Origin of the sequence: Aromatoleum sp. (assembly GCF_035254505.1) — a bacterium.
Lineage (GTDB): Bacteria > Pseudomonadota > Gammaproteobacteria > Burkholderiales > Rhodocyclaceae > Aromatoleum.
In genome coordinates, this window is record NZ_DATFAO010000027.1 from 26,042 (window position 1) to 40,384 (window position 14,343).

Annotated in this window: 11 protein-coding genes; 9 read left to right on the forward strand and 2 right to left on the reverse strand. The window is 68.2% G+C overall.

Features of this window, described 5'->3' with window-relative positions; genetic code table 11:
• Nucleotide 1: 1 nt before the first annotated feature.
• The 4 genes from VJ673_RS04570 (at nt 2) to VJ673_RS04585 (ending at nt 4,156) form a co-directional block, all read left to right on the forward strand.
• Entirely contained in the window at nt 2-1,498 is a 1,497-nt protein-coding gene (locus tag VJ673_RS04570) for a carbohydrate porin (protein ID WP_324124857.1), read from the forward strand.
• A gap of 79 nt (nt 1,499-1,577) precedes the next feature.
• Nucleotides 1,578-1,916: a cupredoxin domain-containing protein gene (locus VJ673_RS04575; RefSeq protein ID WP_324124858.1), complete on the forward strand. Its 339-nt coding sequence runs from the start codon at nt 1,578-1,580 to the stop codon at nt 1,914-1,916.
• Nucleotides 1,917-1,946: 30 nt separating this feature from the next.
• A complete protein-coding gene (locus tag VJ673_RS04580; RefSeq protein ID WP_324124859.1) occupies nt 1,947-2,756 on the forward strand; it encodes an FTR1 family iron permease in 810 nt (269 codons plus the stop codon).
• The gene (locus VJ673_RS04585; protein WP_324124860.1) at nt 2,753-4,156 is read left to right on the forward strand and encodes a 4Fe-4S binding protein; all 1,404 of its coding nucleotides are present in this window, start codon (nt 2,753-2,755) and stop codon (nt 4,154-4,156) included. Before VJ673_RS04580 ends, VJ673_RS04585 begins: the two co-directional genes overlap by 4 nt.
• On the opposite strand, the gene VJ673_RS04590 is transcribed toward VJ673_RS04585, so the two are convergent.
• Entirely contained in the window at nt 4,144-5,067 is a 924-nt protein-coding gene (locus VJ673_RS04590; RefSeq protein WP_324124861.1) for a LysR family transcriptional regulator, read from the reverse strand. The two genes, VJ673_RS04585 and VJ673_RS04590, sit on opposite strands and share 13 nt — an antisense overlap.
• A 93-nt stretch (nt 5,068-5,160) precedes the next feature.
• Between VJ673_RS04590 and VJ673_RS04595 the strand changes: the two genes are divergently transcribed.
• The 3 genes from VJ673_RS04595 to VJ673_RS04605 are packed head-to-tail and all read left to right on the forward strand — an operon-like array spanning nt 5,161 to nt 8,878.
• Nucleotides 5,161-5,634 carry a (2Fe-2S)-binding protein gene (locus VJ673_RS04595; protein ID WP_324124862.1) on the forward strand — a complete coding sequence of 158 codons (474 nt, stop codon included), beginning with the start codon at nt 5,161-5,163 and terminating at the stop codon, nt 5,632-5,634.
• Nucleotides 5,631-7,844 (forward strand): xanthine dehydrogenase family protein molybdopterin-binding subunit, encoded by a 2,214-nt coding sequence (locus VJ673_RS04600; RefSeq protein WP_324124863.1) that lies wholly within the window; start codon nt 5,631-5,633, stop codon nt 7,842-7,844. Before VJ673_RS04595 ends, VJ673_RS04600 begins: the two co-directional genes overlap by 4 nt.
• Nucleotides 7,845-7,855: 11 nt before the next feature.
• A complete protein-coding gene (locus tag VJ673_RS04605) occupies nt 7,856-8,878 on the forward strand; it encodes an XdhC family protein (protein ID WP_324124864.1) in 1,023 nt (340 codons plus the stop codon).
• A 35-nt stretch (nt 8,879-8,913) separates the two neighbouring features.
• Here the strand turns inward: VJ673_RS04605 and VJ673_RS04610 are convergent, their stop codons facing one another.
• Nucleotides 8,914-11,028: a TonB-dependent receptor gene (locus tag VJ673_RS04610; protein ID WP_324124865.1), complete on the reverse strand. Its 2,115-nt coding sequence runs from the start codon at nt 11,026-11,028 to the stop codon at nt 8,914-8,916.
• A 295-nt stretch (nt 11,029-11,323) separates the two neighbouring features.
• Between VJ673_RS04610 and VJ673_RS04615 the strand changes: the two genes are divergently transcribed.
• Both VJ673_RS04615 and VJ673_RS04620 read left to right on the forward strand, forming a co-directional pair.
• Entirely contained in the window at nt 11,324-11,947 is a 624-nt protein-coding gene (locus VJ673_RS04615) for a nucleotidyltransferase family protein (RefSeq protein ID WP_324124866.1), read from the forward strand.
• A 200-nt stretch (nt 11,948-12,147) separates the two neighbouring features.
• Entirely contained in the window at nt 12,148-14,274 is a 2,127-nt protein-coding gene (locus tag VJ673_RS04620; RefSeq protein ID WP_324124867.1) for a TonB-dependent receptor, read from the forward strand.
• Nucleotides 14,275-14,343: the final 69 nt, after the last annotated feature.

Genomic DNA, 14,343 nt, shown 5'->3' on the forward strand with positions numbered 1-14,343 from the left:
GATGGCGGCAGTCCGATTTGCCCGCACCGCACTCGCGGTCGCGGTGCTCGGCGCGACCACCGCGAGCCACGCTGCCCCCGCAGCGAGCATGCAGGAGAAGATGCTGGCCGAGATGAAGCGGCTCGCCGAGCGCGTCGAAAAGCTCGAACAGCGTAACGCCGAGCTCGAAAGCCGGCTCGCGGCCGCCACCGCGCCCTCGCCCGCGCTGACGAAGCGCATCGAGGCGCTCGAACAGGCCAACCACGAGCTCACGGCCGGCCTCGAAAGCGATCGCATCACCGAGCGCGAACCGGAGCTCGTCACGCGCCTGAAGGCCGTCGAAGCGAAGACCGACGCCATCGCCTCGCCTTCCAAGCTCGCGGAAGCGCTCGACGGCATCACGGTTGAAGGCAGTGTCGGCGCGGTCGCACAGCGCATCAACGGCGGTGCCCGCGAATCGGGCAAGCACGAGTCGGTGCTGACGTGGCGCGGAGACGTGGGCATCACGCTGCCCGCCGGTGACATCGGCGGAGGCAAGGGCGAGTTCTTCACCCATCTGCGCTTCGGCCAGGGCGACGGCTTCAGCGGCCTGAAGCCGACCTTCACCGGCGCCTTCAACAGCCTCGCCTTCCAGGCAGGCGGCGGCTCGCAGGAGACCTACGCGATCGTCGCCGAAGCGTACTACCAGCTGTCGACGCCCTTGGGCGAAGACGGCGAAAAGTCGCCGCACACGCTGCAGTTCAACGTCGGCAAGATGGATCCCTTCGTGTTCTTCGACCAGAACACGATCGCCGACAACGAGGCCGAGAAGTTCCTCAACAACGTGTTCGTGCATAACCCGCTGCTCGACTCGGGCGGCGCGGTCGGCGCTGACGACTACGGCTTCACACCGGGCGTGCGCCTCGCGTATCGCAACGAAAGCGGCAAGCCCGACTGGTGGCAAGTGTCGCTCGCCGCGTTCGGCGCAGGCGAAGGCGCCAAGTTCGGCCGCAGCTTCGACCAGCCCTTCGTGATCGGTCAGCTCGAATACGGCCTGAAGGCTTACGGTCTGGACGGCAACTACCGCCTCTACGCCTGGCGCAACGGCCAGTACGAGGGCTTCGACGGTTCGCACAGCGCGACGACCGGCTGGGGCCTGAGCGTCGATCAGCGCGTCGACGAGGACGTCACGCTGTTCGCCCGCTACGGCCAATCGACGAAGGGCAAGGCCGCGTTCGACCGCGCCTTCACCGTCGGTGCCGAGGTGACGGGCGACGCGTGGGGCCGTGGCGCCGACACGGTCGGCATGGCCTGGGCGTGGCTGCGTTCGAGCCGCGACTTCCGCGACGCGGCACCGCTGCTGACCGGCTTCGGCTACGACGCCCGCGGCGCGGAACAGGTCGCCGAGCTGTACTACCGCTGGCACCTGAACAAGCAGCTGTCGCTGACACCGGATCTGCAGTACGTTCGCCGCGCGGCGGCGAACCCGGATGCCGATTCGATCACGACCGTCGGATTGCGTGCGCTGTATGCGTTCTGAGCGCCAACGCTCTCCCCGCCCCGCCCGGACTTCGGCCCCGGCGGGGCTTTTGCGTTTTCAAGGCGAGGAGTTCCTACCCATGTCCTTCACACGTCCGGCCGGCATCGCGCTGATGCTGGCAATGCTAGGCGCCCCGCTCGCGGCGCGCGCGGAGATGCCGACCTTCCAGATCGTGGCCGAGAACGGCCGCTTCACGCCGGAAACGGTCACGGTGCCGGCGAACACACGTTTCCGCATCGAGGTCACCAACCGCAACGCCGGTCCCGAGGAGTTCGAGACCTCGAATCCGCTCAAGGAGCTGGTCGTCGCGCCGGGGGTGACGCGCAGCACGGTGTTCCCGCCGCTGCAGCCGGGCAGTTATCCGTTCTTCGGCGAATTCCACAAAGACACGGCGAAAGGCCAGATCGTCGCGAAGTAGCGCAATTTCGGGAAGTTTCACGGAGTCATCATGGGCAACGCACTCTTCATCGTCTGGCGCGAAAGCGTCGAAGCCATCCTCGTCGTCAGCATCCTGTATGCGTGGATCCGCGCGCGCGGGGACGACCGGATCGGGGTCGGTCATCTGTGGGCCGGCGTCGGCGGCGGACTGCTGCTCGCCGGCGTGCTCGCGGTCGCGATGCTCGGCTTGCAGAGCCAGCTCGCGGGCGATGCGCTGGAGGCCTTCCAGGCGGGAATCGTGTTCGTTGCGGCGGGACTGATCACGCACATGGTGTTGTGGATGCGGCATCACGGGCGCCACATGAAACGCGAGCTCGAGAGCGGGCTCGCGAATGCGGCGGGCGGCGCGTCGGCGGCGCTGCTCGCGGCGATCGCGGTCGGGCGCGAAGGTGCGGAGACGGTGCTCTTCCTGTACGGCCTGGGCGTTGAGCAGTCCGGTGAGGCCTTGCGGCAGATGCTCGCCGGGGCTGGCATCGGCTTCGTGCTTGCGCTCGCGACCGCCTGGCTGATCCAGAGCGGCGCGCGCTGGTTGCCGAGCCGGCTCTTCTTCCGTGCGACCGAGATCATCCTCTTCCTGCTCGCCGCGGCGCTGCTGGTGTCCGGAGTCGAGCGGCTGATCAACATGGAATGGCTGCCGCCGCTGCTGGAGCCGGTGTGGGACAGCTCGCCACTGCTCTCGGATGGCAGCACCGTCGGCGGCATCGCCGCGGCCTTCGCCGGCTATCGCGCGCAGCCCTCGCTGATGGTGCTGATTGCGTGGTTTGGCTACTGGGGTCTGGTCGCGCTGCTCGGCCGTCTGCCGAAGAGGGCCGCAGCATGAACACCTGCGCCGTCCCCGCCTCCGCTACGACTCCGCCGCGGCTCGCGCGCCTCGGCGACCTGATGCGCCGCCATCGCGGCTGGATCCTCGGCATCCAGTGGACGGTGCTCGCGCTCTATCTCTTCCTCGTCGTCACGCCGGCCTTCCTGCCGCTGCCGGAATCGGGCGCCCATCTGTGGGACAACCTGACGCTCTTCGCGCAGCTCGCGTTCTGGGGCGTATGGTGGCCCTTCGTGCTGGTGTCGATGATGCTGATGGGGCGGGTATGGTGCGGCGTGCTGTGCCCGGAAGGCTTCATCTCCGAGCAGGTGTCGCGCTTCGGGCTGGGTCGGCCGATCCCCCGTTGGATCAAGTGGGGCGGCTGGCCTTTCGTCGCCTTCCTCGGCACGACGGTCTACGGCCAGCTCGTCAGCGTCTATGAGTATCCGAAGGCGGCGCTGCTGGTGCTCGGCGGCTCGACCGTTGCAGCGATCGCCGTGGGCCTGGTCTACGGTCGCGGAAAGCGCGTGTGGTGCCGGCATCTGTGCCCGGTCAATGGCGTGTTCGGGCTGCTGTCGCGGCTCGCGCCGGTGCATTTCCGCACCGATCGCGCGGCCTGGGGGGCGTTCGGCAACGAGCACGGCGCGAGGAAGGTGATTCCGATCAACTGCGCGCCCCTGGTCGACATCCGCCGCATGGAAAGCGCGTCCGACTGCCATATGTGCGGGCGCTGCAGCGGGCACCGCGACGCGGTCGCCCTCACCGCTCGCGTGCCGGGCTCGGAAGTCGCGCAGATCACCGCCGAGCAGACGGACCGCTGGGAAGTGCGGCTGCTGGTGTTCGGCATCATCGGCACGGCGATGGGCGCCTTCCAGTGGTCGGCCTCGCCGTGGTTCGTGCGCGCGAAGCTCGCCGCCGCGGAGTGGCTGGTCGAGCACGACGCCTTCGCGCTGCTCGGCGACGACATCCCATGGTGGGTGCTGACGCATTACCCGGAGGCAAACGATGTCTTCACCTGGCTCGACGGCCTGATGATCCTCGGCTACATCGGCCTGTCGGCCGTACTGATCGGGGGCTGGATCAGCCTCTGGCTGCGCGCCGCGGGTCGCCTGTTGGGCGAGGCGGAAGGCCATCTGCGACTCGCCTATGCGCTGATCCCGTTGGGCGGCGTCGGCGTGTTTCTGGGTCTGTCCGGGCTGACCGTGACACTGCTGTCGGCCGAAGGTGTGATCCTCACGAGCCTGCCTGCGGTACGGGGTGCCCTGCTCGCGATTGCGTCGACCGCAAGCCTCGTGCTCGCGGCAACGCACGTGCGGCGCGGCCTAGTGGGCGGCGCGCGCAAGAGCGCGGCGTTGCTCGCCTTTGCCTGCGCCGCGGCAGGCGCGGTCATACCGTGGATCGTGATGTTCTACGTCTGGTGACCGGCCGCCGCGCCGTTGTTGGCGGCGCGGAAGAAGTCGATGAACACCCGCAGCCGGGCCGGCATCTGGGCCCGGCTCGGGAAATACAGGTGGGCGACCGGCATCGGCCACGCATAGCCGTCGAGCACCTTGCGCAAGCGCCCCTCGCGCAGGTCGTCGAGGATCATCGATTCGAGCACCTGCGAGATGCCGAGCCCGCGCCGCAGCAGGTCGAGCTCGGCTTCGAGGTCGTCCAGGACGAAGCGCCCCGTGACGTCCATCTCCATGTCCTGGCCGTCGTGGCGAAAGCTCCAGCGCGCAGTGCGACCACTGGTCGGATAGCGGAAGCGGTTGCAGTCGTGGGCGGCGAGGTCTTGCGGGTGCAGCGGCTCGGGATGACGCTCGAAATACGCCGGCGCCGCCGCAACGACAAGGCGCTGCGGGCGACCGAAGGGGACCGCGATCATGTCGCCGGCGATCTGCTCGGTCAGACGCAGGCCCACGTCGAAGCGGTCGGCGACGAGGTCGACGAGCTTGTCTTCGAGCGAGAACTCGATGCCGACGTCGGGATATTCCCGGGCGAATGCGGCGACGTGCGGCGCGAAATACTGGGCGTACGCGATGCGGGGCATCGTGATGCGCACCGTGCCCGAGGGCTGTTCGCGCGCGTGGTCGACGGTAGCGAGCGCGTCGCCGAGCTCGCCGAGTCCGCGCCTCACCCCTTCGAGCAGACGCGCGCCTTCCTGGGTCAGACCGACGCGTCGCGTCGTGCGCGCCAGCAGGCGTACGCCGAGCCGGCCTTCGAGGCTGCGCACGGATTGCGACAGCGCCGACGCCGAGATGCCCATCTCCGCGGCGGCACGGCTGAAGCTGGTATGACGCGCGACGCATTCGAATGCCGCCAGCGCAGGCAGCAGGGCAGGCTCGATCATTAAGTTCTCCTTCAAAACGCTTACACGATTTGTACGTCGATCTTAAAAGACTCAGCGTCTAAGCTGTGAAGATCTGACTTCAGGAGACGACCGATGACGCGTTTCACCCTCAACGGCAAATCGGTGAGCACCGACCTGCCCGACGACACTCCGCTGCTGTGGGTCCTGCGCGACGGTCTCGACATGACGGGAACGAAGTTCGGCTGCGGTATCGCGCAATGCGGCGCCTGTACCGTGCATCTGGACGGCCAGCCGATCCGCTCCTGCTCGACGCCGGTGTCCGCGGTCGCCGGCAAGCGCGTGACGACGATCGAAGGGGTGGGTACTGCGCGCGTGGGCGCCGCGGTGCAGGCCGCGTGGCAAAAGCTCGACGTCGTGCAGTGCGGCTACTGCCAGTCAGGCCAGATCATGTCGGCGACGGCGCTCCTCGCGTCGAACCCGAAGCCGACGGACGCCGACATCGACGCGGCGATGCGCGGGAACATCTGCCGCTGCGCGACCTATGTGCGCATCCGCGCCGCTATCCACGAAGCCGCCAGGACGCTTGCCTCGAGGAGTGCAGCATGACGATCCGCATCGAAAACACCTCGCGCCGCGACTTCCTGAAGGCCGGCGCCGGGCTCACGCTCGCTGTCGTCGTGCCGGGTGCGCGCGCCGCCGTGCTGCCGGGGGCGGACGGGCCGAGCGCCGTCGGCGGTGCCGCCTCGAGTGCTGCCGAATTCGCGCCGAACGCCTTCGTGCGCATTGCGCCGGACAACACCGTGACGGTCGTCGCGAAGCACCTCGAGATGGGCCAAGGCACCTACACCGGCCTGGCAACGCTGGTCGCCGAGGAGCTCGATGCCGACTGGTCGCAGGTCGTCACGAAGGGTTCACCGGCAGACGCGGCGCGCTACAACAACCTCTTCTGGGGCAATGCCCAAGGCACCGGGGGCAGCACGGCGATCGCCAACTCCTTCGAGCAGTTACGCCAGGCCGGCGCGACCGCGCGGGCGATGCTCGTGCAGGCCGCAGCCGAGCGCTGGCGCGTGCCAGCCGATGAGATCAGCGTCAAGGCGGGCGTTGTCAGCCACGCGAAGAGCGGCCGCAAGGCGCACTTCGGCGAGTTGGCTGAAGCGGCCTCCGCGCTGCAGGTGCCGCAGCAGGTGAAGCTCAAGGATCCGAAGGACTTCACCTTCATCGGCCGCCACGTGCCGCGCAAGGACAGCGTCGCGAAGACGACCGGGCGCGCGCAATTCACGCAGGACGTGAAGCTGCCGGGCATGCTCGTCGCGGTCGTCGCTCATCCGCCGCGCTTTGGCGCGACCGTGAAGAGCGCCGATGACGGAGGCGCGCGGACCGTTCCCGGCGTCGCCGACGTCGTGCGCATCCCGACCGGCGTGGCGGTACTCGCGCGCGACTACTGGACCGCGAAGAAGGGCCGCGACGCGCTGAAGATCGAATGGGACGATGCGACCGGTTACCGCGGCAGCTCCGACGCGATCCTTGCCGACTACCGCAAGCGCGCCGCCACGCCCGGCACCGTCGCTCGCCACGACGGCGACGCCGCAGCGGCACTCGGCAAGGCGGGCAAGGTGATCGAGGCCGAATACGCCTTCCCCTACCTCGCCCATGCTGCGATGGAGCCGCTCAACTGCGTGATGCGCCTCGACGCGAACGGGTGCGAAGTGTGGAATGGCGAGCAGTTCCAGACCGTGGACCAGATGACGGTTGCAGGCATCCTCGGCCTCAAGCCGGAGCAGGTAAAGCTCAACATGCTGTACGCAGGCGGCAGCTTCGGGCGCCGCGCCAATCCGCATTCGGACTACCTCGTCGAGACGGCGCACATCGTCAAAGCGATCGGTGGCCGCGCGCCGGTGAAGCTCGTGTGGTCGCGCGAAGACGACATGCGTGCCGGCTACTACCGCCCGGTCTACCTGCACCGCCTGCGTGCGGCCCTCGACGCACAGGGCAAACCGGTCGCCTGGGCCAACACCATCGTCGGCCAGTCCATCCTCGCCGGCACGGCTTTCGAGTCGGTGATGGTCAAGGACGGCGTCGATGCGACCTCGGTCGAAGGGGCGGCGACCCTGCCCTATGCGATCCCGAACCTGCAGGTCGAGCTGCACACCACGAACAGCGACGTGAAGGTGCCGGTGCAATGGTGGCGCTCGGTCGGCTCGACGCATACGGCCTACGCGACGGAAGTCTTTATCGACGAACTCGCGGCAGCGGCCGGGAAGGACCCGGTGGGCTACCGCCTCGGTCTCCTCGTCGAGCATCCGCGCCACGCCGGCGTGCTCAAGCTCGCCGCCGACAAGGCGGACTGGGGAAGGCCGCTTCCCGCGGCGAAAGCCGGCAAGCGCGGACGCGGCGTCGCCGTGCATGAATCCTTCAACAGCTTCGTCGCGCAGGTCGTGGACGTCACCGTGATGCCCGACGGGCAGTTCAAGGTTGACCGCGTCGTCTGCGCGGTCGATTGCGGCATCGCCGTGAATCCCGACGTGATCCGCGCGCAGATGGAAGGCGGCATCGGCTTCGGCCTTGCGGCGGCACTGTCGAGCGCGATCACGCTCAAGGACGGCCAGGTCGAGCAGTCCAACTTCAACGACTACCAGGTACTGCGCATCGATCAGATGCCGAGGATCGAGGTGCATATCGTGCCCTCGGCCGAGAAGCCGACCGGCGTCGGCGAGCCGGGTGTGCCACCGATCGCGCCGGCGCTCGCGAACGCGCTATTTGCGGCAACGGGAAAACGCATCCGTACGCTGCCGATCGGCGATCAGTTGAAGGCCTGAAGGAGACGGCGATGGACAGCCTCGACCTTGAAGTCCTGACGCGCGCCCGCGAGTGGCTCGCCGCCGGCCGCGCGGTGATGCTCGCGACCGTCGTGCGCACCTGGGGCTCCTCTCCGCGCCCGCCCGGGGCGCTGCTCGCGCTGCGCGACGACGGGCGCGCGGTCGGGTCGGTCTCCGGCGGCTGCATCGAGGACGACCTGATGGACCGCCTGCGGCGCGAAGGCATGCCCGTGCGCCCGCAGCACGTGAGCTATGGCGTCGACGCGGACGAGGCGCGCCGCTTCGGCCTACCCTGCGGTGGCACGATGGAGCTCGTCCTCGAACCGCTGCACGACGCGGCGCCTCTTGAAGCTCTCCTTGCGCGCCTTTGCGCAGGCGAGCTCGTCGAGCGCCGGCTCGATCTCGCGAGTGGCTGCAGCACCCTCGCCGCGGCGCACCCCGAACAGGGCACGGCCTTCGACGGCGACACGCTCATCAGCGTCTTCGGCCCGCGCTACCGCCTGCTGCTGATCGGAGCCGGCCAGCTCTCGGCGAGCCTCGCGCGCGTCGCGCTGGGGCTGGACTTCGCCGTCACGGTCTGCGATCCGCGTGAAGAATGGAGCGAGGAGTGGAATGTGCCCGGCACGACGCTGACGCGCGAGATGCCGGACGACGTCGTGATTGCGATGCGCCCGGACGCACGCATGGCGGTCGTCGCCCTGACGCACGACCCCAAACTCGACGACCTCGCGCTGATGGAAGCGCTGCGCTCGCCGGCTTTCTATGTCGCGGCGCTCGGCTCGCGGCGCAACAACGCTGCGCGCCGCGAACGCCTGCGGGAGTTCGACCTCTCCGCCGAGCAGGTCGCGGCGCTGCGCGGTCCCGCAGGGCTCTATATCGGCAGCCGCACGCCGGGCGAGATCGCGGTTTCGATCGCGGCGGAGCTCGTCGCGGTGAAGAACGGCGTCGCGCCCGAGCGGGTGCTCAACGTCGAGACCGCGAAGGGTGCGCTCGACGTCGCGGCCGGCACCCTGTCGGCCTGCGCGACGCGCTGAAGTGGAGTGCCGCGGGCGAGGCACTCCGTCATCAATCAGAACGAGGTCGTCAGCGTCACGCGCGCGTTGCGCGGCGCCCCCGGGCTGATGTTGTTGTCGCTGTTCGCGGTCGGGAAGTATTCCTTGTCGAACAGGTTCTCGACGTTCAGCGCGACGCGCGTCCTGCCATCGGCGAAGGCGTAATACACGGCACCGTCGACACGCGTGAAGGCCGGAAGCTTCACGTGGCTGCTGAACGACGTGTAACTCGACGACTGGTGGATCACGCCGAGGCCGAATCCCCAGCCGTGGCCGACGTCGAAACGGTTCCACAGCGATGCCATCTGCTCGGGCACGAGGCCGATCTTCGCGTCCTTGGTCGCGCTCGACGTGGTCTTGAGGATGCGGCCATCGAGGTTCGCATAGCCGGCATATACTTGCCACCACGGCGTCACGCGGCCCTGCAGACCGATCTCGACACCTTCGGTGCGCTGCTCGCCGGTCTGCACGAGGCGTCCGCTCGACGGATCACGCGGATCGGTGGTCTTCATGTCCTCGCGGTTCAAGCGGAACACCGCCGCCGACAGCGTCAGCTCGGGCGCGAGATCCCAGCGCGCGCCGATCTCGTAGTTGATCGCCTTTTCCGGCGCGAGGTCCTCGGTGTTCGCCGCGAGGCTCAGCTGCTCGCCGGAGGGCAGGAAGGCGTAGCTGTAGCTCGCATAGTAAGTCTGCGCCGACGTCGGCATCCAGATCAGGCCCAGGCGCGGGCTGAACTCGTTGTCCGTGCGCGACAGATCCGCGCGCACGGTGGTCGTCCGCTGGTCATCGAGGCTCACGCGGAAGCGGTCGTAGCGCAGGCCCGCCAGCAGCTTCCACTGCTCGCTGAGCGCGATCTGATCCTGAACGTAGGCGGCGGCCGTATCGGACTTCGCATGGTTGTTCGCGTCCGTGCCGTTGAAACGCCAGGACGTCACACGCGCGACGGGGTCGGATGCCGGCACGGTCGCACTGGTCGAGGAGCCGAAGAAGCCCGTGTGCCGCTCGTTGTCGCTGTCCTGGTGCCCCAATTCGACGCCGGCCAGCAGCGTGTGCTGGAAGCCGCCGGTCGCGAACTTCGTCGTGATGTCCGTCTGGTTGAAGATGTTGGTGCGTTGGTTCGCGTTGTTGTACGCGGACAGGCGCAGCGTGTCGTTGGCGGGGTTCACGGCGCTGCCGGCAAAGGCGTTCTGGTAGAACTTGTCGTAGCGGGCGACGCGGAAGCTGTTCTTGAGCTGCGCGCCGCCGAAATCGTGTTCGAGCACCGCGGTCAGCGCATCGACGGTGAAGCGCGCCTTGCTCTGGTCGGCACTGCCGAAGAAGCGGCTCGGAGGCGCATCGTAGGGGCGGTCGCCCTCGGACGGGAAGCCGCGATCCGCCGTGCGGTGATCCTGGACGTGCTCGTAGCCGAGGGTCAGCGAAGTGCCGGCGCCCGGAAGCAGCGTGACGGTCGGATTGACCGCGTAACGCTTCAGCTCCACGTCGTCGCGGAAGCTGGCGGCGCGCTCGCCCATCGCGTTGAGGCGCCAGGCCGCTGCGTCGTTGATCTTGTTGCCGACGTCGATCGTGCCGCGGAGCTGATCGTCGCTGCCGAGCGTGAGGCTGGCGTCGGCGATGCGCCCGAAAGTCGGCCGCTTGGTGACGCGGTTCGCCACGCCGCCCGCGCCGCCGCGCCCAAAAGTCATGCTGGAGGGCCCCTTCAGCACTTCCACCCGCTCGAGGTTGTAGAGATCACGGAAGGTCTGCGCGTCGTCACGCACGCCGTCGACATAAAAATCGGCCGTGGTACTGATGCCGCGAATCACCATCTGGTCGCGATTGCCTTCGCCCTGCGCGACGGTGACGCCCGGCACGTAACGCAGCACGTCCGCCATACCGCGCATCGCCTGGTCCTCCATCAGCCCTTCGGGGACGACGGTCAGCGAGGCCGGCACTTCCTTCACCGGCGTGTCGGTCTTCGTCACAGTTGCCGAACGCGTCGCGCGGTAGCCCTGCACCGGGCCGTCGGCGCGTTCGGCTTCGCCCGTCACGAGCACCGAGGACAGCACCGCGTCGGCGGCATGAGCGAGATTGCCGCAAGCGGTGGCGGCGAACACGGCGATAACGACTGGCTTCAGTCGGGGGCGAAACGACATCTGTCTGACTCCTGCGGATGATGGCTGGCTGGGAGAGATGTCGCCTGGCTTGCCGTGAACGAAATGGGGTTTGGGGCTCGCTCTAGGCCGGAGTGCGAACGTCACAATTGATAACGATTCGCATCCTAAACGAAATGATATGCATTCTCAACAAAATGTATCGGAGTACATTTCGGACACATCCCTCCCCACGCGGAAACGGGATGCAGCAACCATCGCTCTCCCCGACCGAATCCTTTAGTCTGGTCGGCATGGAGACTGCGTCCGATCCCACCCATCACCCGCGAGCATGCAGATGACTCACTTAAAGCCGTACGACCGATCGGCTCCGTCGCCGCGCCCGGGGCACCCGATCCGCGGCATCCTGCTTGCCGCCGGCTACGGCCGGCGCTTCGATGCCAGCGGGCAACGCGACAAGCTGCTCGAGCCGCTTGCCGACGGCCGCCCCGTGTTGTGGCATAGCGCCCATGCCCTCTGTGCCGCGCTTCCCGGAAGTATCGCCGTCGTCCGCCCAGGCAGCGCGGAACGCGTGCGCTGGCTGCGGGAGGCCGGCTGCGAAGTGCTCGAATCCGACGCCGCCGAACAGGGCATGGGCAGTGCCCTGGCGCACGCGGTGGAGGCGAGCGCCACCGCCGCAGGCTGGGTCGTCGCGCTCGCCGACATGCCCTGGCTGCCGCCCGCGGTGATCCGCGCAATCGCCGAGGGCATCGACACGCCGGAAAGCGTCGTCGCGCCGACTTGCGACGGCCGCCGGGGCCATCCGGTCGGCTTCGGCAGCGCCTGGGGAGCGCGTCTCGCCGTACTATCCGGAGACGCCGGCGCGCGAGACCTGCTACGCGACGCGGTCGTCCGGCTGATCCCGACCGACGAGCGCGGCGTACTCCGCGACATCGACACGCCGGCTGATCTCGGCCCCTGAGTCGCGTTTCCCTCCGCCCCGCCCCCGCTGCGGCCAGCTCGAACGCGACTCACCGTCCTGTTGCGAATCCCCGACACGTGATCATCAATTGCGATTGATTCGTATTTACACACCGCGATACAATCGCCGCAATCCCTAGCCAGCCACTCCGCCGCCTCGGTCCGGATCGCCAGCCACCAACGCTTCCATCCGGAGTTCCGATGCGTCTTCGCACCCTGAGTGCGGCGATTGCGGCTGCGCTGCCCGCGCTCGCGCTCGCCCAAGCCACCCTGCCGTCCGTTACCGTCACCGCTGCAGGTGCAAGCGATACGACGTCCTACAACCCGCTGGTGTCGTCGACCGCCACCAAAGGCACCGCCCCGCTGCGCGACGTTCCGCAGACCGTCAACGTCGTCGGGCCCGAGCTGATCGCCGACCAAGGCGTGCGCTCGCTGGCCGAAGCGATGCAGAACGTCCCCGGCGTCACCCTCAACATGGGCGACGGCCAGCGCGACCAGTTCGCGATCCGCGGCTTCACGGCGATCGGCGACAACTTCCTCGACGGCGTGCGTGACGACGCGCTGTACTTCCGCGACCTGTCGAATGTCGATCGCATCGAGGTGCTGAAAGGCCCCGCCGCGGTGCTCTACGGCCGCGGCTCCTCGGGCGGCATCATCAATCGCGTCAGCAAGCTGCCGACGACGCAGGCGATCCGCGAAGTCACGGTGCAGCTCGACACCGAAGGCGAAAAGCGCCTCAGCTTCGACACCGCGGGCGCGCTCGGCACGGGCGGCGACGCTTTCCGCGTCACCGGCGCCTTCGAGGACTCGACCGGCTTCCGCGACGAATCCTTCATCAAGCGCGAAGCCTTCGCGCCCTCGCTCGACCTCAAGCTCGGCGAAGACACGAGCCTGCTGCTCCAGCTCAGCCACAACCGCGACCGCCGTCCGACCGATTTCGGCATCCCCGACAACAACGGCCGCCCGCTCGACGTCGATCACTCGACCTACTACGGCTCGGGCAACGGCGAACGCGACGACATGACGACGGCGACGATGAACACCGCCACCGCGACGCTCTCGCACCGCCTCAACGCCGACTGGTCGCTGCGCAACGTGCTGCGCTACTACGACTTCAAGCTCGATCGCGAGAACACGCTCTACCGCACCGGCAGCGCCTACACGCTGCGGAACGGCGAGCTCCTCATGCAGCGCACCCATGGCCACGTGATGCGCGACGAACAGGGTTGGTTCGACCAGCTCGAAGTCACGCAAGAGGCGACGCTCGGCGGCATGAAGCACACCCTGCTCTACGGCCTCGAAGTCGGCAGCCAGGACAAGTCGCTCGACATCGACAACTGGGTCGGCATCGACCGCGTGCCACTGCTGAACCCCGGCGGCGCGATCCCACCCTACGCAACGACCGCGCCGAACTCGCGCACGATCGACAACGTCACGACGCTCGAAAACGCCTCCGCCTACGTGCAGGATCAGATCGCGCTCACTGAGCACTGGAAGGCGCTGGTCGGCATCCGCTACGACGACTACCGCCAGAAGACGACCGAACCCGGCAAACCCGACTTCGAGCGCACCGACCGCGAATGGAGCCCCCGCGCCGGCCTCGTCTGGCAACCCGACGCGACCCAGTCCTACTACGTCTCGGTGTCGCGTTCCTTCCAGCCCTCGGGCGAGCAGTTCCAGCTCTCCGCGACCAACGTCGATGCCGATCCCGAGATCACGACCAACCACGAGATCGGCGCGAAGTGGGACTTCCTCGGCGGCGCCCTATCGGCGGGCGCGTCGATCTTCCGCCTCGTGCGCAACGACGTGAAGATCACCGACCCGGTGACGCGCCTCACCGTCAATGCCGGCGAACAGCGCACCGACGGCCTCGAACTATCGCTGACCGGACGTCCCGCCGCCGGCTGGCAGATCTCCGCCGGCTACGCCTACCTCGACACCGAGATCGTCAAATCGACCGCGACCGGCGGCGCGAACTTCGGCACGCCCCGTGTCACGGTCCCGTTCGAAGGAAAGGAAGCGGCCCTGACCCCGCGCCACAGCGGCTCGCTGTGGGTCACGCGCGAACTCGCCCAGGGCTGGAGCGTCGGCGGCGGCCTGCGCGCCCAGGCCCACCAGTACGCGTCCCCCGACAACCTCGTACGCCTGCCCGGTTTCGCCGTGTTCGACGCGGCACTGCTCTACCGCAGCAAGACCTACGACCTCGCGTTCAACCTCAAGAACGTCTTCGACCGCGAGTACTGGGCGAGCGCCCACGGCAGCGCCAACGGCCTGAACCAGCCGGGCGCGCCACGCACGCTGCAGGCGACCGCCACCTACCGCTTCTGATCCGCCTCACCCCTGCCCTGCCGGTGCCATAAGCGCCGGCGGGCTCCTTCCTGCATTCCGACGATCCGC

Excerpts from the sequence above, each read along its gene's own strand:
- VJ673_RS04570 (WP_324124857.1), top strand. The coding sequence starts at position 2 with ATGGCGGCAGTCCGATTTGCCCGCACCGCACTCGCGGTCGCGGTGCTC.
- VJ673_RS04575 (WP_324124858.1), top strand. The coding sequence starts at position 1,578 with ATGTCCTTCACACGTCCGGCCGGCATCGCGCTGATGCTGGCAATGCTA.
- VJ673_RS04580 (WP_324124859.1), top strand. The coding sequence starts at position 1,947 with ATGGGCAACGCACTCTTCATCGTCTGGCGCGAAAGCGTCGAAGCCATC.
- VJ673_RS04585 (WP_324124860.1), top strand. The coding sequence starts at position 2,753 with ATGAACACCTGCGCCGTCCCCGCCTCCGCTACGACTCCGCCGCGGCTC.
- VJ673_RS04590 (WP_324124861.1), bottom strand. The coding sequence starts at position 5,067 with ATGATCGAGCCTGCCCTGCTGCCTGCGCTGGCGGCATTCGAATGCGTC.
- VJ673_RS04595 (WP_324124862.1), top strand. The coding sequence starts at position 5,161 with ATGACGCGTTTCACCCTCAACGGCAAATCGGTGAGCACCGACCTGCCC.
- VJ673_RS04600 (WP_324124863.1), top strand. The coding sequence starts at position 5,631 with ATGACGATCCGCATCGAAAACACCTCGCGCCGCGACTTCCTGAAGGCC.
- VJ673_RS04605 (WP_324124864.1), top strand. The coding sequence starts at position 7,856 with ATGGACAGCCTCGACCTTGAAGTCCTGACGCGCGCCCGCGAGTGGCTC.
- VJ673_RS04610 (WP_324124865.1), bottom strand. The coding sequence starts at position 11,028 with ATGTCGTTTCGCCCCCGACTGAAGCCAGTCGTTATCGCCGTGTTCGCC.
- VJ673_RS04615 (WP_324124866.1), top strand. The coding sequence starts at position 11,324 with ATGACTCACTTAAAGCCGTACGACCGATCGGCTCCGTCGCCGCGCCCG.
- VJ673_RS04620 (WP_324124867.1), top strand. The coding sequence starts at position 12,148 with ATGCGTCTTCGCACCCTGAGTGCGGCGATTGCGGCTGCGCTGCCCGCG.